Source organism: Hyphomonas sp. CACIAM 19H1 (assembly GCF_003325995.1).
Classification (GTDB): Bacteria; Pseudomonadota; Alphaproteobacteria; order Caulobacterales; family Hyphomonadaceae; genus Hyphomonas; species Hyphomonas polymorpha.
The window spans coordinates 1,830,202-1,852,430 of record NZ_CP016437.1 but is presented as its reverse complement, the minus strand read 5'-3'; the positions used below and the strand labels follow the sequence as shown (position 1 = coordinate 1,852,430).

Below are 22,229 nucleotides of genomic sequence, written 5' to 3'. Positions count from 1 at the left end.
CTCCACAGGCGAGTTTTCCGTGCCCATGTAACTCTGATGCAGGGGACAGTATAAGGTCCGGATTTCAGTGGGATTAATGATAAATGATGTATCTGATGATCGCGGCAGGTCTTGTTCTGCTGTTCGTGGGCGGGGAGGCGCTGGTGCGCGGCTCGGTCAGCGTAGCGCGCAGACTGAACATTTCTGAACTCGTTATCGGTCTGACATTGGTGGGATTCGGCACATCAGTGCCTGAGCTTGTCACCAGCCTTCAGGCTGTGGGGCAGGGGGCGGTTGGCATCTCGGTCGGCAATGTGGTCGGCTCAAACATCGCCAACGTGTTGCTGGTGCTGGCGATTGCGGTGATCCTGTCGCCCATCATCGTGCACCCCAAGGCCATCCTGCGCGACGGGCTGGTGATGGTGGCGGCGACGGCGATTCTGTGCGGGCTGCTGTGGTTTGACCAGTTCAACCGGGTTTCGGGCTTCATTCTGCTGACCATTCTCATCAGCTATCTCGTCTTTTCCCTCGTGATGGATCAGAGACGCCAGGACGAAACGGCGGTGATGCACCGGGAAGAGGGGGAGGTGGTCGACGCCCAGTATGGCCTGATGCTGGGGATCATCATTGCGGTGGCGGGCCTCATCGGCGTGGTTGTGGGCGCCAATCTGCTGGTGGAGGGCTCCGTGACACTCGCCCGGTCGATTGGCATCAGCGAAACAGTGATCGGCCTGACCATCGTGGCGATCGGCACCAGCCTGCCGGAGCTGGCAACGTCTGTGGTGGCCGCGTTCCGGAAGAAGGCGGATGTGGCGCTGGGGAACGTAATCGGGTCCAACATATTCAATATATTGGGTATTTTGGGTGTAACGGCGCTGGTTCAACCGTTCAGTGTCCGCGGGGATGCCGGGGCTTCCGCAATGGCGGGGACGGAGCCAGTGAGCATCATGAGCTCCATTGATATCGGCGCGCTCGTCCTGTCTGTCGCCCTCCTGTTCCTGTTTGCGCTGACCGGACGGAAGCTGGCGCGCTGGGAGGGGGCAGTGTTGCTCCTGGGGTATGTCCTCTATATGGGCCTGACCTTTGACCTTATACCTGTACCGGCGATCCTTCCCAATGGCTGACAACCCCATCTACCAGAAGCTCGGCCAACTCGGCCAACACACTGCGCAACCCCAAAGCCCTGAAGAGGCGCAGCTGGAACGCGTGGAAAACCCTCATTCTGATACACTTTACCTGACCCGGTTTGTGGCGCCGGAGTTTACATCGCTCTGTCCGGTGACGGGCCAGCCAGACTTTGCGCACCTGGTGATCGACTATGCCCCGGGGCCATGGCTGGTCGAATCCAAAAGCCTGAAACTGTATCTGACGAGCTTCCGGAACCATGGGGCATTCCATGAGGAATGCACTGTTTCCATTGGGAAAAGGATATTCGAGTTCACCGAAGCAAAGTGGCTGCGGATCTCCGGATACTGGTATCCCAGAGGCGGGATACCGATCGATGTGTTCTGGCAGTCCGGTGACGTTCCCAAAGGGCTTTATGTGCCTGAAACCGGCGTCGCGTCCTATCGAGGACGCGGCTGAGCTGCTCCCATTGCGCACAAATCCGGACATTTCCGGTCAGTCGGCGGGTTTTGCCGGCCAGGCCATGACCAGTCCCTGCAGGTCCGGCCGGATACGTTCCTGGGGGTGAGCGGTAGCGGTGCCGATATAGATAAAGCCGGCAAGGCGCTCGGTTTGCTTAAGGCCGAGAAGGGCGTTGACCTCCGGGCTGAACATGATCCATTCCGACAGCCAGACGCCGCCCCAGCCGCAGGCATTCGCCGCCAGCAGCAGGTTGTAGCAGAGCGCGCCTGCCGAGAGTTCCTGTTCCCAGACCGGCGTTTTGCCATCGTCGACCGGCGAGGACACCACAGCCACCACCGTGGGGGCGCGGAGGGGGAGGCCGGCAGCGTCGAGAATGTCGCGATCTTCAACGCCGGGCTTGCGGCCGGCAATATGAGCCAGTTCCTTGCCGAACTGCGCCCGCGCTTCGCCCTGGAAAGTGATGAAGCGCCAGGGCGCCATCTTGCGGTGATCGGGCACGCGCACAGCAATGGTCAGCAGTTCCTGCAGTTCGCTGGCACTGGGGCCTGGCTCGTTGAGGAAGAGCTTGTTGGCGGATTTGCGCAGGGCAAGGAAGCTGCGCACGGCGTTCGCTGGCCTTGCGGCGAGAAGCGGCACGCCTGTCGGCGGGGGGGAGGGAAAAAGCTTGGTCACGCAGATGGCCTTAGCCTTCTGCGAGACATTCGCAAAGACTGATTCAGGCCAATGATTTGCTTGTCATGCAATTGAAGGCGGCGTATCACGTTAATGTGAACACTGTTCACTAATTGAACGATTATCGAGGCGCCCTCTTTGGATTCCGATACCCTCCCGGACGAAAGCCCCGCAGAGCGCCGCCGCCAGCGCGTGCGCACAGCGATTCTGGACGCGGCCGAGCGCGTCTTCTCCAAGGAAGGGGAATCGGGTCTCTCCATCCGCAGGCTCGCTGAGGAAATCGATTACTCGCCCGCGGCGATCTACAAGTATTTCGGCTCCAAGGAAGAACTCCTCGACGAGTTGAAGGAGTCCTTCTTCGAGCGGCTGATGTCCACTGTGGACCGGGCTGCCCTTACGACCCTGCCATTTGAGGCCCGCGTCCGGCAGTGCTTTGCAAAATATGTCGAGACCGCGATTGCGCGCCCCCATCATTATGCCGCTGCCTTCGCCTCGGCCGCTGACCCCGGCGCCGGGATGAATGGCACGGACTGTTGGGAGGATTTCGAGAAGAGCCACAAGGGCCAGGCATTCATGATCGTTGTTGGTCTGGTGCGCGAAGGGCAGGAGATCGGTGTCTTCGATACCTCCTTTGATCCCTACATTGCGGCCAAGTCTCTCTGGGCATCCATGCATGGCGTGGCGCTACTGCTGATCCACCTGCCGGGCTTTCCCGGCCTTCTGCCGCCGCCGGATCGCGGGATCGATACTGCCCGTTTTGTCCAGTTTCATGCCGGGCTGCTGTTCCGCAGCCTTTGTGCTTCCCCAGTATCGCCAGTTTGTTCCGGGCACGCCGAATGACCACCGAAACCCCTTACGATACGCCTCCCAGCCGGCGCCGCCCGACCCTTCTGAAGGCCTTGATATTCATTGTGCTGATGGCAGCGATCACGGCAGGTCTGCTGGCGGCGGCATCCCTGCTGCGCAGCAAGGAAGGCCCGAAGATTGCGACGGTTGAGCCTCAGCCTCTGGCCGTCAGCGTGTCGCCAGTGGAATATCTCACTGAACTGGACATCGAGGAGTTGTTCACCGGCATAGCCGAAGCGCGGCGCACCAGCCGGCTGGGGTTCCAGACCGGCGGCCGGATCGAGCGTATCGATGTGCGCGTGGGCGATACGGTGAAGGCGGGGCAGACCATTGCCAGGCTGGACACACGCGGGCTGGGCGCGCAGCTGGCTTCGGCCCGTGCGGTCGTTGAGGAAGCGCGCGCCGCCCACCAGCTGGCCCTCGATACTGCCGAGCGGCAGCGCCAGTTGCAGGCGCAGGGGCATGTCTCGGCCCAGCGCGTGGAAGAGTTCGTGGCGCAGGCCACCACGGCAATGGCGCGGGTGGAGGCTGCCAGGGCGCAGGCAGATACGCTCCGTGTCCAAATTGATTTGGCAAGCATCACTGCGCCTTATGATGGTGTGATTGTTTCCCGCTTTGCTGACGAAGGCGCCATCGCCGGCCCGGGGCAAGCCATTCTGGAGCTTGTTGAAGCAGGCGATCTGGAAGCGCGCATCGGTGTTTCAGCGCGGATTGTTCCCGAACTGGTGCCTGGCGAGACCTATACTCTCGAAGCGGAAACCGGCCCGGTGGAAGCGCCGCTGAGAAGTGTGACGGGCGTTGTGGATGCCTCTCAGCGGACGGTTGCGGCTGTGTTTGATGTGCCGGCCAGCAGCGGGGTTCCTGCAGGCTCGCTGGTGCGTCTCAAGATGCAGCGCAAGCTGCAGGAGAAGGGGTTCTGGGTGCCGCTGAAGGCGCTTTCGAGCGCCAATCGGGGCATGTGGACGGTCTATGCCGTCGTGGGGGAGGACGATGACTGGCGCGCGCAGCCAAGGCTGGTCGAGATGGTCTATCCAGCCGGGGAGCGGGCTTTTGTGCGCGGCCCTGTGGAAGCGGGCGACCGGATTATCGTGGACGGACTTCAACGCGTAACACCTGGGGCCAGGGTATTGCCCCGCGAGGTGCAGCGCGCCGAAGCGGCGAATGGCGGCTGACGGGGCGGAGGGGCTGGGGTGAGTACGCTTTTCTTCCGCAACGCGCGGCTGACGATCCTGACCATCCTGGTCATCCTGCTGGGTGGCCTTGGCGCACTGTTCACGCTGGCGCGGCAGGAAGACCCCACACTGGTTGAGCGCTTTGGCACGATTGTCGTGTTCCTGCCGGGCGCCGACGCAGAGCGGATGGAAGCCTTAGTGGCACAGCCGCTCGAGGCGGCGCTGATGGAGCTGCCTGAGGTCAAACAGGTGGATACCATATCCCGCAACGGGGTGGTGCAGCTTGTTCTGGATATCCAGGAAGACCTTACCGAAACAGAGGTCGACAATGCCTGGTCGCTGATCCGGCAGAAGGCCGAGCAGGCGCGCAGATCATTCCCACCCGGAGCATCCGAGCCGGAAGTGACGCGGATGTATGTTGGCGCGGCGACCATGATCGTGTCGCTGACATGGACCGGGGAGGGCGAGGCGCCCTTGCCGATCATGCGGCGCCTGGCGCTGGATCTTCAGGACCGGTTCCAGAGGCTGAACGCCACGGAACTGACGCAGACCTACGGTATGCCGGTTGAGGAAGTGCGCGTTGTGATGGACGCGCAGGCGCTATCGGCCGCTGGCCTGTCGTTCAGCCAGGCGGCGGGCGCGGTGCTGGCGGCGGATTCCAAGAACCCTGCCGGGCGCCTGCGAACCGAAGGCGGCACGATTGGCGTTGAGGTGCAGGGCGAGTTCACGAACATTTCCCGGATCGGTGAGGTGCCCGTGCTGCAGCGGCAGGATGGCAGTTCCCTGCGGCTCGCGGATGTGGCCCGCATCGAGAAGGGCCTGCAGCAACCCTCCACGCGCGCAGCTTATGAAAACGGGCACCGGTCTGTTCTGGTGGCGGCGTATATCTCGCCGGAACAGCGCGTCGATATCTGGTCTGAAAGTGCGCGCCGGGTCGTTTCGGATTTTTCGGTGAACATGCCGCCGGGCCTCACGGCGGAAATCGTGTTCGATCAGAGCGTCTATACCCATGACCGGCTGAGCGGGCTGGCGCAGAACCTGCTGATGTCGGCGCTGATTGTCTTTGCCGTTCTCTTCTTCCTGATGGGGTGGCGCTCGGCGATTGTGGTCGGCTTCGCGATGCCGCTCACGGTCGGACTGGTGCTGATCCTGTTCAACGTGTTCGGGCATCCGCTGCATCAGATGTCGGTCACGGGTCTCGTGATTTCGCTCGGCCTGCTGATCGATAATGCCATCGTGATGGCGGATGATGTCGACCAGTGGCGGGCCAGGGGATATGGCCGGCTTGAGGCGGTGCAGCGGAGCCTGAAACAACTGTTTGCGCCGCTGGCAGCGTCCACGCTGACGACGGTTCTGGCCTTTGCCCCGATTGCCATGTTGCCGGGCGCAGCCGGCGAGTTCATCGGCATGGTGGGGCTGTCGGTGATCTATGCGATCACGGCTTCCTTCTTCGTGTCGGTGACGATTGTTCCGGCCATGGCGGGCTGGTTTGACCGGACACGGGGCTGGGAAAAGGGTGAGACTCGCCGGCCGAGACGCTGGTGGCGCGACGGGGTGAGTTTCGATTTTCTGTCGGACGGATACCGCGGCACAATTGAAGCTGCGCTCCGCTTTCCGCCATTGGGGATATTCATTGGCGTCGCGCCGGCCGTGCTGGGGCTTGTGCTGACGAGCACACTGCCGCAACAATTCTTTCCGCCCACGGAGCGGGATCAGTTTCAGGTGGTGCTGAACCTGCCCTATGAGGCCGATATTGCCGATGCCGAAGCGATTACCCGCCGCGCAACGGAATTCATCCTGGCGCGTGAAGGCGTCAAGTCGGTGACCTGGGTTCTGGGGGAACCTTCGCCGCGGGTTTATTATAACGCCATCAACAATACCCAGGGGGTGGAGGGATTTGCCTCCGGCTGGGTGCAACTCGACAGCGCTGCCCGCACGCATGAGATCATCAGTGACATTCAGCAGCAGGTGCGGCAGGAGTTTCCATCCGCGCGCTTCCTGACGCTGCCGTTCGAACAGGGACCGCCTGCCGATGCGCCGATTGAGCTTATCCTGCGCGGCCCGGATATCGAGACGCTGAACCGGCTGGGCAATGAACTGCGCACACTTCTGAGCGAGACACCGGGCGTGACATATACGGTGGGCTCTCTGCAACTGGGCGCCCCGACGCTGAGGCTGAATGCAGATGAAGCCGCCGCGGCTATGGCCGGCTCGCGCCTGGTGGATCTGGCGACCAGTCTGAATACGGAGCTTGAGGGCATCCGGGCCGGGTCCATCCTGGAGGGAACCGAAGAGCTGCCCGTCCGCATCATTGGTTCGGACAGCCGGCGGCAATCTCTGTCTGGTCTTCAGTCCAAGACCATCGGCGCGATGCCGGGCATGACGGGCACCCCAATTTCGGCGCTGGGCGCTATGGAGCTGACGCCGAAAACCGGCACGATTTCGCGGCGTGACGGGCTGCGGATCAATCAGGTGCTGGCCTATCTTGATCCGTATACGCTGCCAGCGCCAACGATGGCGGTATTCCAGGAACGGCTTGAGGCGAGCGGATTCGTGCTGCCGCCCGAATATGACATGCTGATCGGGGGTGAGGCGGAAAATTCCGGCGAGGCGATAGGCAATCTGGCGAGCGTGGGTATTCCGCTGATGCTGGTGATGGCAGGGGCGATCACGCTGGTGTTCAACTCATTCCGGATGATGCTGCTGATCGTGACGGCAGGGGTTCTCTCGGTCTTCTATGCGTTTTTCGGGGTATGGCTGTTCAATCTGCCGTTCGGCTTCAACGCCATCGTCGGCAGCCTTGGGCTGTTCGGGATCGCGATCAACAGTTCGATTGTGGTGCTGTCCCTGTTGCAGGCGAATGAGGATGCGCTGGCGGATGATGTGATTGCGCAGCGGGAGGTGGTGGTGGACGCCACGCGGCATATCATTGCCACGACGCTGACCACAATGGCGGGTTTCGTGCCTATCCTGATGACGGGCGATACCTTCTGGCTGCCGCTTGCGGCGGGGATTGCCGGCGGGGTTGGTGGATCGGCGCTGATCGGCCTTTATTTTACCCCGGCCGTATTCCGCATCATGACGATGAAGCCTGTCCGGCGGATGTTTGGCTATCGCCCGTCGCCGCGTCAGCACCCTGCCGGATAGGCAAAAGGAATTGAAACATCGCTTTTGCGATGCCATCTCAACCCCCAACACGTTCGAAAAGAGGCAGCCAGAATGGAAAATCCCGATATCGGCGCGCCGCCCCCGGCCTGGAAAAGGCTGAGATTTGAGGCCCAGGCTGCGGCCGCAGAGGAGCCGACGCTGGCGAGCTATCTCAATGCCGCCATCCTGTCGCACGACACGCTGGGGCAGGCACTTTCCTTCCATCTCGCCGAAAAGCTCTCCGGGCCCGGCATGGGGCCGCAGCAGGTCCGGCATATCCTGGCCGCGGTTTATGATAGCGCCCCCTCGCTGATCACGTATGCGGAAGCAGACATGCAGGCGGTGATCGAGCGCGACCCGGCCGCGCGGGGAATGTTGCAGCCCTTCCTGTTCTTCAAGGGGTTCCTGGCGCTGCAAACTCACAGGATCGCTCATGAACTGTGGCGGCAGGGGCGGGAAACGCTGGCGTTTCACTTCCAGAGCCGGGCCTCTGAGCTGTTTGACGTGGATATTCACCCGGCAGCCCGTATCGGGCGCGCCGTGATGCTCGACCATGCGTCAGGGATCACCATCGGTGAGACGGCGATTGTGGGCGAGGGATGCTCGCTGCTGCATGGGGTGACCCTGGGCGGCACGGGCAAGGAAGTGGGCGACCGGCACCCGAAAATCGGGCGCGGTGTGCTCTTGTCGGTCGGCGCCAAGATCCTGGGCAACATCACCATTGGCGATGAGGCGAAGGTTGCCGCCGGCAGTGTGGTGCTGAAGGACGTACCGGCGCGTTGCACTGTGGCGGGCGTTCCGGCGAAGATCGTTTCCGGGCCTACCTGCTGCCAGCCGGCCCAGAGCATGGATCAGGCGATTCCCGAGACCTCCGCAGATTAGGCTTCACAGGGCGTTGCAGCCCATACATTGCACTGGAAGCGAAACTGACTAGGTTGCGCGCCAGCAAGTTCAGACAAAACAAGGAGTGCCGCCATGGAGCGCGAAGAAACATTGCGTCTTGAGGCATATCTCAAGGAAAAGCTTCACCCCGGCCTGCGCCTTGTGGCGCGCGACAAGGCTGCAGACTCGATGGAAGTCTATCTCGGCGCCGAGTTCATCGCCGTCGTCTACAAGGACGAGGATGAGGGCGAGACGTCCTACCAGTTCATGATGACGGTCCTCAAAGAGGACATCATGGGCGGCTGAGGCCGCCTGGCCATCAGCTATCCCGGTGCGCCGCGCGCGCCAGCCTGTCATTGATCGCCTCGCCGAGCCCTTCTTCTGGAATGGGCGCTATGGCGATGCGGTCAAACCTCATGTCCAGAGCCCGCAGCATGGCGAAAAGCTTGGTTGCCGCCTCTGCGAGGTCTCCCTCGGGGGACAGGTTGAGGCCCTCGCGCACGCCCGGCCCGAAGCCCAGATAGCCTTCACCCGGCTCTGGCGCGTCTGCGTTGAGGCGAAGGCGCGCTTTGGGCGCATAATGCGATTTCAGCATGCCGGGCGCAGAGATGCCCGCCCCACTCGCCCGGATCAGCGGCTTGCCGATAAAGGCTTCAAGCCTGTCTGCCGGGACCGCCCCTGAGCGCAGCAGGGTGACGATATCCCCCTCCACGGCAATGATGGTCGACTCGATGCCGACATCGCAGGGGCCGCCATCAAGGATGAGCTCAATACGATCGGCGAGATCAGCGGCGACATGATCTGCCCGCGTAGGGCTGACATGGCCTGAGCGATTGGCGGATGGGGCGACCACGGGCCGGTCAAACTCCTTGATCAAGGCATTGGCTGCCATATGCGATGGGCAACGCAGGCCCACCGTCTGCAATCCGGAGCGCGCCAGATCGCAGACGGTTCCACCTGGAATGACAGGCAACACAAGCGTCAGCGGGCCAGGCCAAAATGCCTGAGCGAGGCTTGCCGCGAGAGGGGAGAAGACCGCCTCGCGCATCGCCATCGGCAAGCCGGACACATGTGCGATCAACGGATTGAAGCGCGGGCGCCCCTTGGCCTCGTAAAGCCGCACAACCGCTTCGGGATTGGAGGCATCAGCCGCGAGGCCATAAACAGTCTCCGTCGGCATGGCGACAAGGCCGCCATCGCTGAGGATTTCCACCGCCAAAGCGAGTGTTTCAGGCAGAACGGGAACGATGGGCGCGGACATGCCGTCCCGCTTAGCACTGCGGCCAGCGGGGTCAATGAGCGGCTAGCGGTCAGTCAGTGCGTGTTGCCTGACCGGTGACCGTGACGGTGATTTCATCGGATACCCAGCTACCGCTGGCGTCGGACACCTGGCCGAGGTCAAGCGCCTTGCGGGAGAAGACGGCCTTGCCCTCCAGTGTTGCCTGGTCGCCATTGATGACCAGCTGGAAATTCAGCGGCACGCTGGTTTCCTTGCCTTTGAGCGTCATGGTGGCGGTAGCGGTATAAGTGTCTTCGCCGGTTTTCTCGAAACCAGAGAGGGCGACCACTGCCTGCGGATAGGCGCCGGTATTGAACCATTCGCCTTCGCGCAGGGTGGAATCATAGAGCTTTGTGCCCGTCGTCACGCTGCCGGTCTCGACCGCGACATTCACAGATGATGCCGCAAGATCATCGGGATAGAAGCTGACATCTGCGGACCAGTTCCGGAATTTTCCGCCAAACGGCTTGCCATCATAGACGCCGGAGAAGCCGATTTCGGAGGCGGCATAGTCGACCGACCAGTTGCCGGCTGCTTCGATAGTGGCGCCAGTCCGGTCCGTGTGGAGGCCGGAGCCATTTGCCCCGAGGAGAGGAACAGCCGCGATCAGCGCGAAGAGGACAAGGCTGCTGCCAAAGGCGATCATGGCGCCGCGCGCTGGCGGGGAGGGCGGCGAGGTCTTGCCGAAAAGGCCGGGGATCATCCGCTTGAGGACGCCTTCTTCACCGCCAAACTCATGTTTCACGGCGCCGGCGACATGCAGCCCCAGCAGCACGATGATGACCCAGGCACCCTTGGAGTGGATGTTCTCCACGATGCCGTGCAGCAGCTCGTTGCCCTGACGCAGGCCGGAAGTGAAGGGCAGGTGGGGCCAGTCCACCGCCCCGAAGAGAACGGTTGAAATCTGGAAGGGAGAGATGGAAACGAGCAGCCAGCCCGCCAGCGGAATGATGACCATGAGGGCGTAGAAGGCGACATGCACCGCGCTCGACAGCTTCTGTTCCCATGATTTTAGCGTTGCCGGCTCTGGTGGCGGCGGGTTGAGCAGCCGCCAGGCAATCCTGGCGACCGTCAGAAAGAGAAGCGTAATCCCCACCGACTTATGCAGCTGATAGCGGACCTCGTTGTCATCCATGTTCCAGCCAAGCCAGATCATGAAGAGGATGAGGAGTGCCATGGCCCAGTGAAGGGCGATGGCAACCGACGTATAGCGCGCTGCCGGTGAGGACGATGTCATTTGGGCTTACTCTGCCGGAGCCGGTTCTGCAGGGGCAACCACTTGCTGGAATTCGGTTTCGATAAGCACTTCCACTTCATCACCGATGTTCGGCGCGTAGGTGGCGTTGCCGAAATCCGAACGCTTCAGAACCGCTTTGGCCGAGAAACCGATCTTGTCGGCTTCTGGTGCCCAGGGAAAGTTTGCCTTGCCGTTATAGGTCACATCGAGAGTGACCGGCTTGGTCACGCCCAGAAAGGTCAGGTCGCCGGTCACCTTGCCGGTGCTGGCGGTTTCCTGCGTGATCGACGTGCTGGTGAAGGTGATCTGCGGGAACGCATCGCCGTTCAGCCAGTTGGCATTGCGGGCAAGGTCTTCGTTCCAGGTGGCGTAGGGGCTGTCAGCATGACTGGCTTTGTAGTCTGCCGGATAGTCCGTTTCGACCGACAGCGGGTCAATGGTGACGGTGATGCTGTTGGCAGCCGGGTCTTCCGGGTTGAACTGCAGGGTGGCGTCGACGGTCTTGAAGCGGCCGGTGTATTTGGACAGGCCGAAGTGATTGACACGCCAGGTGACAGACGTGTGGGTCGGGTCGATGGCATAGGTGCCGGCGGCGCCGTATTCGACATCGGCGGCAGGCGCAGCGGCCTCACCAGCAGGTGCCGCTGCCGGTTCGGTGGCAGCGGGGGCTGCCGGGGTGGTTTCAGAGCAGGCCGCCAGCATAAGCGCGCTGGCGGAGATGAGCAGAAGTCGCATGGAATCAGTCCCTCCAATTGCCGTATGGGAACACACTAACTAATGCACACATCTACAGTGTGAACCTCAACTTTAACATCCGCGCCGCATATCATTTATTCAGAAACACGAAGGGATCGACATGGCTTACGAGGCTCCGGTCAGCGATATTGAGTTTGCCTTGACCGCTTTTGCGCGGATCGAGCGGCTGCAGGGCCTGCCCGGTCATGAGGCGTATGATCCCGATCTGGTGCGCCCGATCCTGGAGGAAGCCGCCAAGCTGGCGCGCGATGTGCTGGCACCGCTGAACCCGGTGGGAGACGCCCATGGCGCTGTGTTGACCGCTGACGGCGTGGTTGCGCCGCCGGGATTTGGCGACGCTTACAAGGCCTTCGTGGAAGGCGGCTGGATGGGGCTGGCGGCGCCTGAAGAGTGGGGCGGCCAGGGCCTGCCCAAGGCACTGGCGCTCGGCGTGATGGAGATGTTCCACGGTGCAAATATGGCATTCGGCCTTTGCCCGATGCTGAGCTTCGGGGCGATCGAGGCCCTGCTGGCGCATGGCACGGATGCGCAGCGCGCGGCTTATCTGCCCAAACTCGTCTCCGGCGAATGGACAGGCACGATGAACCTGACCGAACCGCAGGCAGGCAGCGATGTCGGCGCGCTCAAGACCAAAGCCGAGCCCAATGAAGATGGCAGCTATTCGATCACCGGCCAGAAGATCTTCATCACCTGGGGCGATCACGACATGGCTGAGAATATCATCCATCTCGTGCTGGCGCGGCTGCCCGATGCCCCGGCGGGATCGAAGGGCATCTCGCTGTTCATCGTGCCGAAATTCATTCTCGATGCGGAGGGGAATCCTGGTGAGCGCAATGGCGCGCGCTGCATCGGCCTCGAGAAGAAGATGGGCATTCACGGCAGCCCGACCTGCGTGATGGAGTATTCTGCGGCCAAAGGCTGGCTGATTGGCGAGGCCAATCGCGGGCTGGCCTGCATGTTCACAATGATGAACTCGGCGCGCCTGAACGTCGGCCTTGAAGGCGTGGCGGTAGGCGAGGCGGCGTTCCAGACGGCATTTGCCTATGCGCAGGAACGCAAGCAGGGAACCGCCGCCGGCGTGACCGGCGCGGCGCCGATCCTGCACCATGCCGATGTGCGCCGTACGCTGACGACAATGCGGGCGAAAGTCGCGGCAGCGCGGGCGATCTGTTACGCCTGCGGTGTGGCGGCCGATCTGGCGCATAGTTCTCCGGACGCAGATGTGCGGGCGGCGGCAAAGATGCGCGAAGACCTGCTGACCCCCATCGCCAAGGCCTGGAGTACGGATGTGGGCGTCGAAGTCGCGAGCCTCGGCGTGCAGGTGCATGGCGGCATGGGCTTCATGAACGAGACGCTGGCTGCGCAGCTTTACCGCGACGCCCGGATTGCGCCGATCTATGAGGGCACCAACGGCATTCAGGCGATTGATCTGGTTGGCCGGAAATTGTCGGGCACCAAGGGCGCCTCAATGCAGGCGATGCTGGCCGAGGTCGACGAAACCGTGCGTGCGGCGCGGGCAACAAACGATCCCCAGCTTGTGCAGATTGCCGACCGGCTGAAATCGGCGTCCGCCGCATTGTCCGAGGCGAGCGACTGGATGGTGAAGACGCTGGCGGATGAACCGGAGAAAGGCCTGGCGGGCGCAACCGAATATCTGGCGCTGGCGGGCGATGTGATCGGCGGGCATTTCCTGGCCTTGGGTGCGATTGCAGCGCGGGCCGGTCAGGACATGGACCAGCGGGCACGGCAGTTGGCGCTGGCAGGGTTCTTTGCTGAGACCGCGCTGGCCTCTGCGCCGGGGCGCGTTCCAGCGATCACCGAAGGGGGCGCGCGGTTTCTGGAAGGCAGCAAAGCGCTGTTCGGGGTCTAGGCCTGCCTGCCTGCGGGGCTGTTGTTGATGGTTCGAGCGGAGCCCCGTAAGAGGGGCGCTGACCCTTTGGGAGCAAACCGGCAGATGGCCTGGACGAAGACCTATACCGGCGAAGAGCCGGTGCGCATCAACAAATGGCTGGCGCAGGAAGGCGTGTGTTCGCGCCGGGAAGCCGATGCGCTGATCGAAAAAGGCCTTATCCAACTGGACGGTAAGCCCGTTACGGTGGCCGGTGAGCGCGTCACCAAGGGGCAGACGCTGAGCCTGACGGACGCTGCCTCCCGGCGGCTGGACAATCAGCTGTCGGTGATCCTGAACAAGCCGGTGGGGTATGTTTCGGGGACTCCCGAGCCGGGCGAAATTCCGGCGATACGGCTGGTTACCGAGGAAAACCTGTCGGGCAGCGCGCATGCTATCCCGCAGCGTTCGAACAAGATGGCGCCGCTCGGACGGCTCGACAAGGATTCGCACGGACTGCTGATTCTGTCGGAGGATGGTGTGCTCGCCAAGGCAATCATTGGTCCCTTGAGCGACATGGACAAGGAATACGTTGTCCGGGTGAGGGGCGACATTACGCCGGCGAAGGTGGCGCTGCTGCGCCATGGGCTGGAACTCGACGGGCGGCAACTGCGTCCGGCGGAGGTTCAGCAGGAGCGGAACAACACGCTGCGCTTCGTCCTGAAGGAGGGACGCAACCGCCAGATCCGCAGGATGTGCGAGCTGGTAGACCTTAGAGTGCTGGATTTGCAGAGGATTCGGGTTGGCCCCATCCTGCTGGCCGGGCTGCCGGAGGGCAAATGGCGGCCACTCGGCGCGAAGGAGCGCGCGGCGTTGCTGGCGGCTGGCGCTGGGGAAGTGGTGCGTGCGCGCTCGCCCCGCCGGGAGGATCGCCCGCGTGCCAGCGACGCCCCAAAGCGCGACAGATCCGGACCAGGCCGGGACGGGTCGCGGACAAATTCGGACAGAAGTGGACAATTCGGGACAAAGCCCGGACAGGGCCGGACAGATAAGCCTCGGTCCGGACCAGGAGCTGACCGCGATGGCGCAAGACCGGAACGCAAAGGCCCGAGACCCGACCGGGATGGCCCCAGACCGGATCGCGCGAGTCTAAAACCAGACCGTGCGGGCGCAAAGCCGCCGCACCCCGGCGGCAAACCCGCCCGGCCGGGCGCCAAGCCGGCAGCCGCAGCGCCCAAGGCAGACGGTAACCGGCCCTCGGCGCTGAAGGGTGACAAGTTCAAGCGCACGAAGCTCGCCCCCCGGGACCGCAAGCCGATCAAGTGATCCTTCCCCCGCGTGACGGCTCGACGGGGGAGCCTGCCGCCGTATCGTGGCCCCATGGATGGATTTCTCTCTGAACCGACCCAGTACAAGGGTCTGACTTTCCCGCTGGGGACGCGCGCGCCTGAGCCTGGTGAAGCCATTACGCTGGCGCCCGGCGTCGAGTGGACGCGGATGCCGCTGCCTTTCTCGCTGAAGTTCATCAATGTGTGGATCATTGATGATGGCGACGGCTGGACCATTGTGGATACCGGTATGCCGCTGCCCGACACCAAGGATGCCTGGCGCAAACTGCTGGGCGAGCGGGTGACGGCAGACAAGCCGCTGAAGCGGGTAATCATCACCCATATGCACCCAGACCATATCGGGGCAGCGGGTTGGCTCTGCTACAAGTATGATGCCGAGCTGTGGATCAGCCGGCTGGAGTATACGACGTGCCGGATGCTCGTGGCCGATACGGGCCGGGACGCGCCAAAGGCGGGGATCGATTTCTATATCCGCGCCGGATGGCCACAGAAGGCCATCGACAACTACGTTTCGCGCTTTGGCGGGTTCGGGCGGGGCGTCAGCCAGATGCCGGACGCGTTCCGGCGGCTTGAAGATGGCGACACGGTTCGCATGGCCGGGCAGGACTGGCGCGTGATTACCGGCAACGGCCATTCGCCCGAGCATGTGTGCCTGTTCAGCGAGGCGCTGAACGTGGCGATTACCGGCGACCAGTTGCTGCCGCGGATTTCATCCAACGTATCGGTTCACCCCACCGAACCGGCGGCCAATCCGCTGGATGACTGGATCAAGAGCTGTGAGAAGCTGCTGCGGGAGCTGCCCGAGGATTGCTTCGTCCTGCCGGCACACAATGAGCCGTTCACAGGCGCGCATATCCGGCTGCGCAACCTGATTGCGGGGCATGACACCTCTCTGACGCGCCTGCGGCAAAAGCTGGAGAAGGGGCCTGTGAAGGTGCCCGAGACCTTCGTGACCCTGTTCGGACGGGCGATCAAAGACGATGAAATGGGCAACGCTACGGGCGAGGCGCTGGCGCACCTCAATTATCTGATCCATCGCGGGGAGGTAAAAACCCGGCCCGATACGGACGGCGCACTGCTTTACAGCCTCGCCTGAAGCGCTGTTTCGCCTCACATTGAATAGCAGTGTTGCGGGGCATTTCGCCTTCGCAAGGGGGCGGCTTATCGTTTAAGACTTCCCGGCCTGCGCGAGAGCGGTGCCTGCTATGGGGTTTGAATGACTGAGGAAAACAGCGTGGCCGCCGAGGCGCCGGCAGCAGAGACAGGCCTCTGGGCAAAGATCAAGCAGGAGCTGCGCGAATGGGGCGCGACGCTTGCCATTGTGGCGCCGGCCTTCCTGCTATTCACCGGTCTGCTTTACGAACAGCGCGTTATTCCGTCTGAAAGCATGGTGCCGACCCTGGAAGTGGGCGACCGCGTGGCGGTGGCCAAGTTTGCCTTTGGTTATGGCCGGTATTCGTTGCCCCTGAGCATCGGGCGATATCTGCCGCTGGGCGAAGGGCGTTTCTTCCCGGGCACGCCCGAGCGCGGCGATGTGGTGGTGTTCGAGCATACCCATTCGGACCGGGTGATGATCAAGCGGGTGGTGGGCCTGCCGGGTGACACGGTTCAGATGATTAATGAAGAACTGGTGATCAACGGCCAGCCTGTGGACGCCGAATTCGTGCGCACGGTGCGCTACATTCCCGACCGGACCGATGTGATCGACACTGCCCATGAATGGCGCGAGACCATCGGGGACAAGACCTGGCTGACCCATCGCGGGCTGCGCGGACATGCGGTGGATGACACGGTGCTGTTCGTGGTGCCCGAGGGCCACATGTTCCTGGTCGGCGACAACCGCAACAATTCCTATGACAGCCGCGAGCTTTCCGGCCATTGCCCGCCAGTCAATGGCGTGGTGGACCGGGCTGGCTGCCCTCTGCGTGTAGCGGCGGATGATGCGTCCATCGGCTTTGTGCCGCTCGACCATCTGATCGGGCGCGCGGACACGGTGCTGATGACCTTCCACCGCTGCAAATTGCAAGGCGATGAGCCCTGCCGCAAACGCGTCTGGAAGGGGCTTTGACCCGGAAATCCGTATCTTGCCCGCTGCCGCTAACCCCGCTAGTCCGGGTTTAAACGGGGGCGCGGGGCCTCTGCGGCAATACGGATAACTGGCGATGCCCAACACGACATCGACAAAGCAACGCCGTGGGCCGATCATCATATCGCGCCATGGCCGCCCTGCGCTGGACCGCAATCTTGGGCCGCGCCTGCACTGGCAGGACTATATCGACTGGTGGGCCAAGTACGAAATAGGACCGCTGGCGGAGGGGCAGGAAGCGCCCAAGGAATTGAGGGACATGGTGGCCGATGCGGACATCGTGTTTGCATCGGCCCGCCTGCGCGCGCAGCAGACGGCCGACAGCGCCGCGCCGCACCTGACGGCGATCTATGATCCGGTATTCAATGAAGCGCCGCTGCCGCCGCCAAAACTGCATGGCTTTCGCGCCTTGCCCAAAACATGGAATGTGCTGGCCAGGACAGTCTGGTTAACCGGCCATTCACTGGACGGCGAATCGGTGGGCGAGGCGCGTGTGCGCGCCAAGGCAGCAGCTTTGAAGCTGCATGAGGCCGCTGCAGACGCAAAAGTCTATCTCGCCGCACACGGATGGTTCAACCGCATGCTGAGACCTGAACTGCGTGAGTTGGGCTGGGTGTGTGCACGGGATGGCGGGGACAGCTATTGGAGCTACCGCGTCTACGAATACCGTGGACAGTGACACGATAACGGTTGTCGCGCCCGGCAGCGGGCTCTAGACAGGCTGGAACGAATTTTCAGGACAGGCGCGCCATGTCGGATGTCAAATCCAAACCCGTGGACAAGATGAGCTTCGAGGAAGCACTGGCCGAGCTGGAAGGCATTGTCCGCCAGTTGGAAGCCGGTGAAGTCGAGCTTGAAAAGTCGATCGCGATCTATGAGCGCGGCGCAGCTCTCAAAGCGCATTGCGAGGCGCGGCTGAAATCGGCCGAGCTGAAGGTGGAGCAGATTGTTCAGGGCGCCGGCGGTCCGACGACCGAACCGGCCGCCTTCGATTAGGTTCGCCGTCATGGGGCCGGACGAGGGCGAAGTGTCAGACTTTGAACAACGCCTGACGGAAGTTGCCGACAAGGTGACCGTGGCGCTGGACCAGCTGATCCCCCCGGCCAGTGGACCGGAAGCCAATCTGATGCGCGCCATGCGCCATGCCGCGCTGGCCAATGGCAAGCGGATGCGGCCTTTTTTCGTACTGGAAACGGGCGCCATGTTCGGGGCCTCGGAGAAGAGCCTTCTGCGGACAGCCGCGGCGCTGGAATGCGTGCACTGCTATTCGCTGGTGCATGATGACCTGCCCTGTATGGACGATGATGACTTCCGGCGCGGGCAGCCCACCGTCCATAAGGCCTTTGACGAGGCAACCGCCGTGCTGGCGGGGGACGCGCTGCTGACGCTGGCGTTCAAGATACTGGCGTCCAGCGAGACGCACGAAGACCCGGCGGTGCGCGTGCTGCTGATCGAGCGGCTGGCAGACGCAGCCGGGGCGCGCGGCATGGTGGGCGGCCAGATGATCGACATGCTGGAGGAGGCGAGCCCGCGCGATCTCAACACCATTACCCGCATGCAGCGGCTGAAGACCGGAGCCCTGATTTCCTATGCACTGGAGGCAGGGGCGATCATTGGTCACGCCCGGGAGGCTGAACGCAATGCCCTGGCAGGTTTTGCCAATGATCTGGGGCTGGCGTATCAGATCGCCGATGACATCCTTGATGCAGAGGGGGATGAAAGCATCGTGGGCAAGGCACTTTCCAAGGACAAGGACGCCGGGAAGGCGAATTTCGTTACCCTTCTGGGGGTGGATGGTGCCCGGCAGAGGGTGCGGCTGCTCGCCGCGCAGGCCAAGGAACATTTGGCAATTTTCCGTGACAAGGCCCACATCCTGCTGCATTCCGTTGATTATGTGCTGAACAGACCCCGGTAGAACGGGCACGCGACGACAAGAAAAGCACGCAGATATGACCGAGACACGCCCAAACCGCCTCCTGGACGCCATTGATGCGCCGTCCGACCTTAAAGGCCGCAGCCGCGCCGATCTGAAACAGATCGCCGAGGAGGTGCGCCATGAGGTGATCGATGTCGTGTCGGTGACCGGGGGGCATCTCGGCTCCGGCCTGGGCGTGGTGGAGCTGACCGTGGCGATCCATGCGGTGTTCGATGCGCCCGCCGACAAGCTGATCTGGGATGTCGGCCACCAGTGCTATCCCCACAAGATCCTGACCGAGCGCAAGGACAGGATGCGGACCCTGCGCCAGGCGGGGGGGCTCTCGGGTTTCACCAAGCGTGCGGAGAGTGAATACGATCCGTTCGGCGCGGCCCATGCTTCAACCTCGATCTCGGCGGGCCTCGGTTTTGCCAAGGCGCGCGATCTGCAGGGCAAGGACAATCACGTCATCTGCGTGATCGGCGACGGGTCGATGTCAGCCGGTATGGCGTATGAGGCAATGAACAATGCCGGGGCTGACCGTTCCCGGATGATCGTTATCCTCAACGATAACGACATGTCGATTGCGCCCCCCGTGGGCGCGATGAGCCATTACTTCTCGCGGCTGGTTTCCTCGCGGCCTTATCGGGGCCTGCGCCGCATTGCCAAGAAGGTGATCCAGCCGATGGGGTTGGAATCCCCGGCGCGGCGCGCGGAAGAATATCTGCGCGGTTTCGCGATGGGCGGTACGCTCTTCGAGGAGATGGGGTTCTACTATATCGGCCCGGTGGACGGGCATGATCTCGACACGCTGCTGGACCTGCTTGAAAACATCAAGGCGATGCAGGATGGCCCGATCCTGCTGCATGTTGTGACGCAGAAGGGCAAGGGCTATGCGCCTGCCGAGAATTCTGCCGACAAGTATCACGGCGTTTCGAAATTCTCCGTCGTCACCGGCGAGCAGGCCAAGGGCGCTGCCGGGCCGCCGGCCTATCAGAAGGTGTTCGGCCAGACGCTGGCGAAACTGGGCGAGACAGATGACAGGATCTGCGCCATCACCGCGGCGATGCCATCTGGTACGAGTACGGACATTTTCGGGAAGAAGTTCCCCGAGCGGCATTTCGACGTCGGTATTGCCGAGCAGCATGCCGTGACATTTGCCGCCGGGCTTGCCGCCGATGGCATGAAGCCGTTCTGCGCGATCTATTCCACCTTCCTTCAGCGCGGCTATGACCAGGTGGTGCATGATGTGGCGATCCAGCAATTGCCGGTTCGCTTTGCCATCGACCGGGCAGGATTGGTGGGCGCTGACGGCGCGACCCATGCGGGCAGTTTCGACATCGGTTATCTCGGCGCGCTGCCGGGCATGGTCTGCATGGCGCCCTCGGATGAGGCGGAACTGGCGCGGATGGTGCTGACTTCGCTCCAGATCGATGACCGGCCCAGTGCCTTCCGCTATCCGCGCGGCGAAGGGGTTGGCGTGACGATCCCCAACATTCTCAAGCCGCTGGAAATCGGCAAGGGCAGAGTTGTGCGGGAAGGGAACGCGATTGCGATCCTTTCCTACGGCACCCGCCTGCAGGAAGCACTGAAAGCCGCCGACATGCTGGCCGCGCAGGGGCTGAGCGCCACGGTCGCCGATGCCCGCTTTGCCAAGCCGCTCGACAATGAGCTGATCGAACGCCTGGCGAAAGAGCATGAAGTGCTCCTCACTCTGGAAGAAGGCGCGCGGGGAGGCTTTGGCAGTTTCGTGCTGGAGCATCTGGCCAATTGCGGAGCGCTGGATTCCGGTCTGAAGGTGCGTGTTCTGACGCTGCCTGACATCTTCCAGGATCAGGACACGCCGGCTGCGATGTATGATCAAGCCGGCCTGACAGCGCGCCATATTGCGGCGCGCGCCATCGAGGCACTTGGCCGGGGTGACCTGTCAGCAATTGAGCGGCTGGCCTCTGCCTGAGGCTTTGCCACACTAACATCACACTTCTGCCCTGTGCCGCTTCATTCCGGCAGGTTATGGAGAGTGCGCGGACCTCATGATTCCGCCTGCAAGAAGGAAGTTTGATATGATCCGTCTCAGCCTTGCCGCCGCCGCCTCGGCTCTCGTTCTCGCCGCGTGCGCGACGCAGGCGCCCCCCAGCGATGGACCTGCGCCTGCGGTCGTTGTGCCTTCCCAGTATGAGCTGGGTCTGAGCACGGCAACCGAATTGAAGACTGCCGGCAATGTGCCGGCCGCCATTCAGCGCCTGATGCAACTGGCCGGCGATCCTGAACTGACCTCTGAACAGAAAGCGGACGTTCTTTACGAACTGGGCGTATTGAGCATGAGCCCGACCGGATATGATCTGCCGGGCGCTGTGGGTTATTTCGACGAAGTGATTGCCAACCATCCGAACACGGATGCCGCCCGCCGCGCCAAGGCCAAGCTGCCCGAAGCCCGCGCGCAGTTGGAGGCAATGAACGCTGTGCTGGCCTCTGCCGATGCAACCCATACGGAGCGTTTCAACGCGCTGATGAAACTCGGCCGGCACCTCGATGCCATCGATCTCATGACACAGTATGACATCCAGCCGGACAATGAAGTGAAGCTGGCAATGTATCAGATCGGCTATCTGTGCGACGAAACTGGCCTGACCGGTCAGACCTACACTGTGGCTGACCGCGACGGCACGAGCCGCAGACTGCGCTTTTGCGACTACGGCAAGTAAAGCGTAGACTGTCTCCCGAACCGTGGGGGACAGAATGGAAAACAAGGAGTTCCGCCAGAGAATTTCCGCCTTCGAGAAAGGCGAGATTCTCTGGCGCGCTTATCCGGACCGGCTGGAAAAGCATGGCGCCGATGGCGCGCTTCAACTGACAATCCCTTATGACCGTGTGCGGCGGGTTCGCATCGCCTGGGCGTCGAGCCGGGCCCAGCCCGGCCGCCTGCTGATGGAACTGACCGGGGAGCGGTCCCGCGTTACGATTTCCAATATGCATTATGCCGGATTTGCAAATTTCGAGGATCGGGCGGAAACCTTCTATCCGATGATGTGGCAGGTGGCGCTGGGCGTGCGGCGGTCCAATCCCGGGGCGGAGTTCCGGGCGGGCGAGCGCGCAGAGATTTACTGGCCGCTGCTCTCTTTCGCGTTCGGAGCCCTGGTGATGCTGGCAGGCGTCCTCTTGGCGTTACCAATAGGGGCGGGGAATATCCCTGCCTCTGTCTTCATCAAGGGCGGTTTCGTCCTGATTGCATTGCCGCTGCTGCTCGGCTGGGCGTGGAAAGCGCGGCCCCGGAAGTTCAACCCGGATACCGATCTCGAAGAAATGATTGCCATTCGCTGACGGGGCAGAACTCACCCGAACCTGAGGGGTTTGGTGAGGGAAGAGAAAAAACATGCCATCAAACGCCGGATTTGGGCGCCGGTTCACACAAAAATGACGCCGTGTCGCATGTGAGCCTCTTCATAATCCAGCGCGCGCGTGGTTGTCTGGCGCCAGCACAGAAACAACCCGAG

21 protein-coding genes are annotated in these 22,229 nt (G+C 62.5%); 17 read left to right on the top strand and 4 right to left on the bottom strand.

The window, feature by feature from the left end; all coding sequences use genetic code 11:
• The first annotated feature begins 83 nt into the window (after positions 1–83).
• A complete protein-coding gene (locus BBF93_RS08690) occupies positions 84–1,103 on the top strand; it encodes a calcium/sodium antiporter (RefSeq protein WP_114105655.1) in 1,020 nt (339 codons plus the stop codon).
• Positions 1,096–1,563: a preQ(1) synthase gene (gene queF, locus BBF93_RS08685; RefSeq protein WP_035596141.1), complete on the top strand. Its 468-nt coding sequence runs from the start codon at positions 1,096–1,098 to the stop codon at positions 1,561–1,563. Before BBF93_RS08690 ends, queF begins: the two co-directional genes overlap by 8 nt.
• Before the next feature lie 36 nt (positions 1,564–1,599).
• On the opposite strand, the gene BBF93_RS08680 is transcribed toward queF, so the two are convergent.
• Entirely contained in the window at positions 1,600–2,238 is a 639-nt protein-coding gene (locus BBF93_RS08680; protein WP_114105654.1) for a nitroreductase, read from the bottom strand.
• A gap of 138 nt (positions 2,239–2,376) precedes the next feature.
• Here BBF93_RS08680 and BBF93_RS08675 point away from each other — a divergent pair, with 138 nt between their 5' ends.
• From BBF93_RS08675 to BBF93_RS08655, 5 genes are all read left to right on the top strand, one after another.
• Positions 2,377–3,078, top strand: a complete 702-nt coding sequence (locus BBF93_RS08675) for a TetR/AcrR family transcriptional regulator (protein ID WP_035596147.1) — start codon at positions 2,377–2,379, stop codon at positions 3,076–3,078.
• Positions 3,075–4,256, top strand: a complete 1,182-nt coding sequence (locus tag BBF93_RS08670; protein WP_114105653.1) for an efflux RND transporter periplasmic adaptor subunit — start codon at positions 3,075–3,077, stop codon at positions 4,254–4,256. Before BBF93_RS08675 ends, BBF93_RS08670 begins: the two co-directional genes overlap by 4 nt.
• Positions 4,257–4,274: 18 nt before the next feature.
• Entirely contained in the window at positions 4,275–7,403 is a 3,129-nt protein-coding gene (locus BBF93_RS08665) for an efflux RND transporter permease subunit (protein WP_114105652.1), read from the top strand.
• 72 nt (positions 7,404–7,475) lie between these two features.
• Positions 7,476–8,285, top strand: coding sequence for a serine O-acetyltransferase (cysE, locus tag BBF93_RS08660; RefSeq protein WP_035596154.1), 810 nt, complete (start codon positions 7,476–7,478; stop codon positions 8,283–8,285).
• A 93-nt stretch (positions 8,286–8,378) separates the two neighbouring features.
• On the top strand, positions 8,379–8,591 hold the full coding sequence (locus tag BBF93_RS08655) for a DUF3126 family protein (RefSeq protein WP_035596157.1): 213 nt from the start codon (positions 8,379–8,381) through the stop codon (positions 8,589–8,591).
• Positions 8,592–8,604: 13 nt separating this feature from the next.
• Here the strand turns inward: BBF93_RS08655 and BBF93_RS08650 are convergent, their stop codons facing one another.
• The 3 genes from BBF93_RS08650 to BBF93_RS08640 are packed head-to-tail and all read right to left on the bottom strand — an operon-like array spanning position 8,605 to position 11,536.
• On the bottom strand, positions 8,605–9,546 hold the full coding sequence (locus BBF93_RS08650; protein WP_114105651.1) for an L-threonylcarbamoyladenylate synthase: 942 nt from the start codon (positions 9,544–9,546) through the stop codon (positions 8,605–8,607).
• Between the two features lie 49 nt (positions 9,547–9,595).
• A complete protein-coding gene (locus BBF93_RS08645; protein WP_114105650.1) occupies positions 9,596–10,801 on the bottom strand; it encodes a cytochrome b/b6 domain-containing protein in 1,206 nt (401 codons plus the stop codon).
• Between the two features lie 6 nt (positions 10,802–10,807).
• Positions 10,808–11,536 (bottom strand): YceI family protein, encoded by a 729-nt coding sequence (locus BBF93_RS08640; RefSeq protein ID WP_035596164.1) that lies wholly within the window; start codon positions 11,534–11,536, stop codon positions 10,808–10,810.
• A gap of 121 nt (positions 11,537–11,657) precedes the next feature.
• On the opposite strand from BBF93_RS08640, the gene BBF93_RS08635 reads away from it, so the two are divergent.
• The 10 genes from BBF93_RS08635 to BBF93_RS08590 all read left to right on the top strand — a co-directional run bounded on the left by BBF93_RS08635 (position 11,658) and on the right by BBF93_RS08590 (position 22,056).
• A complete protein-coding gene (locus BBF93_RS08635) occupies positions 11,658–13,427 on the top strand; it encodes an acyl-CoA dehydrogenase (protein ID WP_114105649.1) in 1,770 nt (589 codons plus the stop codon).
• Positions 13,428–13,511: 84 nt separating this feature from the next.
• The gene (locus BBF93_RS08630; protein WP_114105648.1) at positions 13,512–14,711 is read left to right on the top strand and encodes a pseudouridine synthase; all 1,200 of its coding nucleotides are present in this window, start codon (positions 13,512–13,514) and stop codon (positions 14,709–14,711) included.
• 54 nt (positions 14,712–14,765) lie between these two features.
• A complete protein-coding gene (locus BBF93_RS08625) occupies positions 14,766–15,830 on the top strand; it encodes an MBL fold metallo-hydrolase (RefSeq protein ID WP_114105647.1) in 1,065 nt (354 codons plus the stop codon).
• Positions 15,831–15,950: 120 nt separating this feature from the next.
• Positions 15,951–16,802: a signal peptidase I gene (gene lepB / locus BBF93_RS08620; protein WP_233349325.1), complete on the top strand. Its 852-nt coding sequence runs from the start codon at positions 15,951–15,953 to the stop codon at positions 16,800–16,802.
• Between the two features lie 94 nt (positions 16,803–16,896).
• Positions 16,897–17,499 carry a histidine phosphatase family protein gene (locus BBF93_RS08615; protein WP_035596182.1) on the top strand — a complete coding sequence of 201 codons (603 nt, stop codon included), beginning with the start codon at positions 16,897–16,899 and terminating at the stop codon, positions 17,497–17,499.
• Between the two features lie 71 nt (positions 17,500–17,570).
• Positions 17,571–17,816: an exodeoxyribonuclease VII small subunit gene (locus BBF93_RS08610; RefSeq protein WP_035596185.1), complete on the top strand. Its 246-nt coding sequence runs from the start codon at positions 17,571–17,573 to the stop codon at positions 17,814–17,816.
• A 10-nt stretch (positions 17,817–17,826) separates the two neighbouring features.
• Positions 17,827–18,735 (top strand): polyprenyl synthetase family protein, encoded by a 909-nt coding sequence (locus BBF93_RS08605; RefSeq protein ID WP_206742135.1) that lies wholly within the window; start codon positions 17,827–17,829, stop codon positions 18,733–18,735.
• Positions 18,736–18,769: 34 nt separating this feature from the next.
• On the top strand, positions 18,770–20,692 hold the full coding sequence (gene dxs / locus BBF93_RS08600) for a 1-deoxy-D-xylulose-5-phosphate synthase (protein WP_035596188.1): 1,923 nt from the start codon (positions 18,770–18,772) through the stop codon (positions 20,690–20,692).
• A gap of 106 nt (positions 20,693–20,798) precedes the next feature.
• Complete coding sequence (locus BBF93_RS08595; protein ID WP_114105646.1) at positions 20,799–21,440, top strand: hypothetical protein; 642 nt, start codon at positions 20,799–20,801, stop codon at positions 21,438–21,440.
• A 34-nt stretch (positions 21,441–21,474) separates the two neighbouring features.
• Positions 21,475–22,056 carry a hypothetical protein gene (locus BBF93_RS08590; RefSeq protein ID WP_114105645.1) on the top strand — a complete coding sequence of 194 codons (582 nt, stop codon included), beginning with the start codon at positions 21,475–21,477 and terminating at the stop codon, positions 22,054–22,056.
• The last annotated feature ends 173 nt before the right edge of the window (positions 22,057–22,229 follow it).

Excerpts from the sequence above, each read along its gene's own strand:
- BBF93_RS08655 (WP_035596157.1), top strand. The coding sequence starts at position 8,379 with ATGGAGCGCGAAGAAACATTGCGTCTTGAGGCATATCTCAAGGAAAAG.
- BBF93_RS08595 (WP_114105646.1), top strand. The coding sequence starts at position 20,799 with ATGATCCGTCTCAGCCTTGCCGCCGCCGCCTCGGCTCTCGTTCTCGCC.
- BBF93_RS08625 (WP_114105647.1), top strand. The coding sequence starts at position 14,766 with ATGGATGGATTTCTCTCTGAACCGACCCAGTACAAGGGTCTGACTTTC.
- BBF93_RS08615 (WP_035596182.1), top strand. The coding sequence starts at position 16,897 with ATGCCCAACACGACATCGACAAAGCAACGCCGTGGGCCGATCATCATA.
- BBF93_RS08690 (WP_114105655.1), top strand. The coding sequence starts at position 84 with ATGATGTATCTGATGATCGCGGCAGGTCTTGTTCTGCTGTTCGTGGGC.
- BBF93_RS08640 (WP_035596164.1), bottom strand. The coding sequence starts at position 11,536 with ATGCGACTTCTGCTCATCTCCGCCAGCGCGCTTATGCTGGCGGCCTGC.
- BBF93_RS08630 (WP_114105648.1), top strand. The coding sequence starts at position 13,512 with ATGGCCTGGACGAAGACCTATACCGGCGAAGAGCCGGTGCGCATCAAC.
- BBF93_RS08635 (WP_114105649.1), top strand. The coding sequence starts at position 11,658 with ATGGCTTACGAGGCTCCGGTCAGCGATATTGAGTTTGCCTTGACCGCT.
- queF (WP_035596141.1), top strand. The coding sequence starts at position 1,096 with ATGGCTGACAACCCCATCTACCAGAAGCTCGGCCAACTCGGCCAACAC.
- dxs (WP_035596188.1), top strand. The coding sequence starts at position 18,770 with ATGACCGAGACACGCCCAAACCGCCTCCTGGACGCCATTGATGCGCCG.
- lepB (WP_233349325.1), top strand. The coding sequence starts at position 15,951 with ATGACTGAGGAAAACAGCGTGGCCGCCGAGGCGCCGGCAGCAGAGACA.
- BBF93_RS08590 (WP_114105645.1), top strand. The coding sequence starts at position 21,475 with ATGGAAAACAAGGAGTTCCGCCAGAGAATTTCCGCCTTCGAGAAAGGC.
- BBF93_RS08650 (WP_114105651.1), bottom strand. The coding sequence starts at position 9,546 with ATGTCCGCGCCCATCGTTCCCGTTCTGCCTGAAACACTCGCTTTGGCG.
- BBF93_RS08670 (WP_114105653.1), top strand. The coding sequence starts at position 3,075 with ATGACCACCGAAACCCCTTACGATACGCCTCCCAGCCGGCGCCGCCCG.
- BBF93_RS08610 (WP_035596185.1), top strand. The coding sequence starts at position 17,571 with ATGTCGGATGTCAAATCCAAACCCGTGGACAAGATGAGCTTCGAGGAA.
- BBF93_RS08605 (WP_206742135.1), top strand. The coding sequence starts at position 17,827 with ATGGGGCCGGACGAGGGCGAAGTGTCAGACTTTGAACAACGCCTGACG.
- BBF93_RS08645 (WP_114105650.1), bottom strand. The coding sequence starts at position 10,801 with ATGACATCGTCCTCACCGGCAGCGCGCTATACGTCGGTTGCCATCGCC.
- cysE (WP_035596154.1), top strand. The coding sequence starts at position 7,476 with ATGGAAAATCCCGATATCGGCGCGCCGCCCCCGGCCTGGAAAAGGCTG.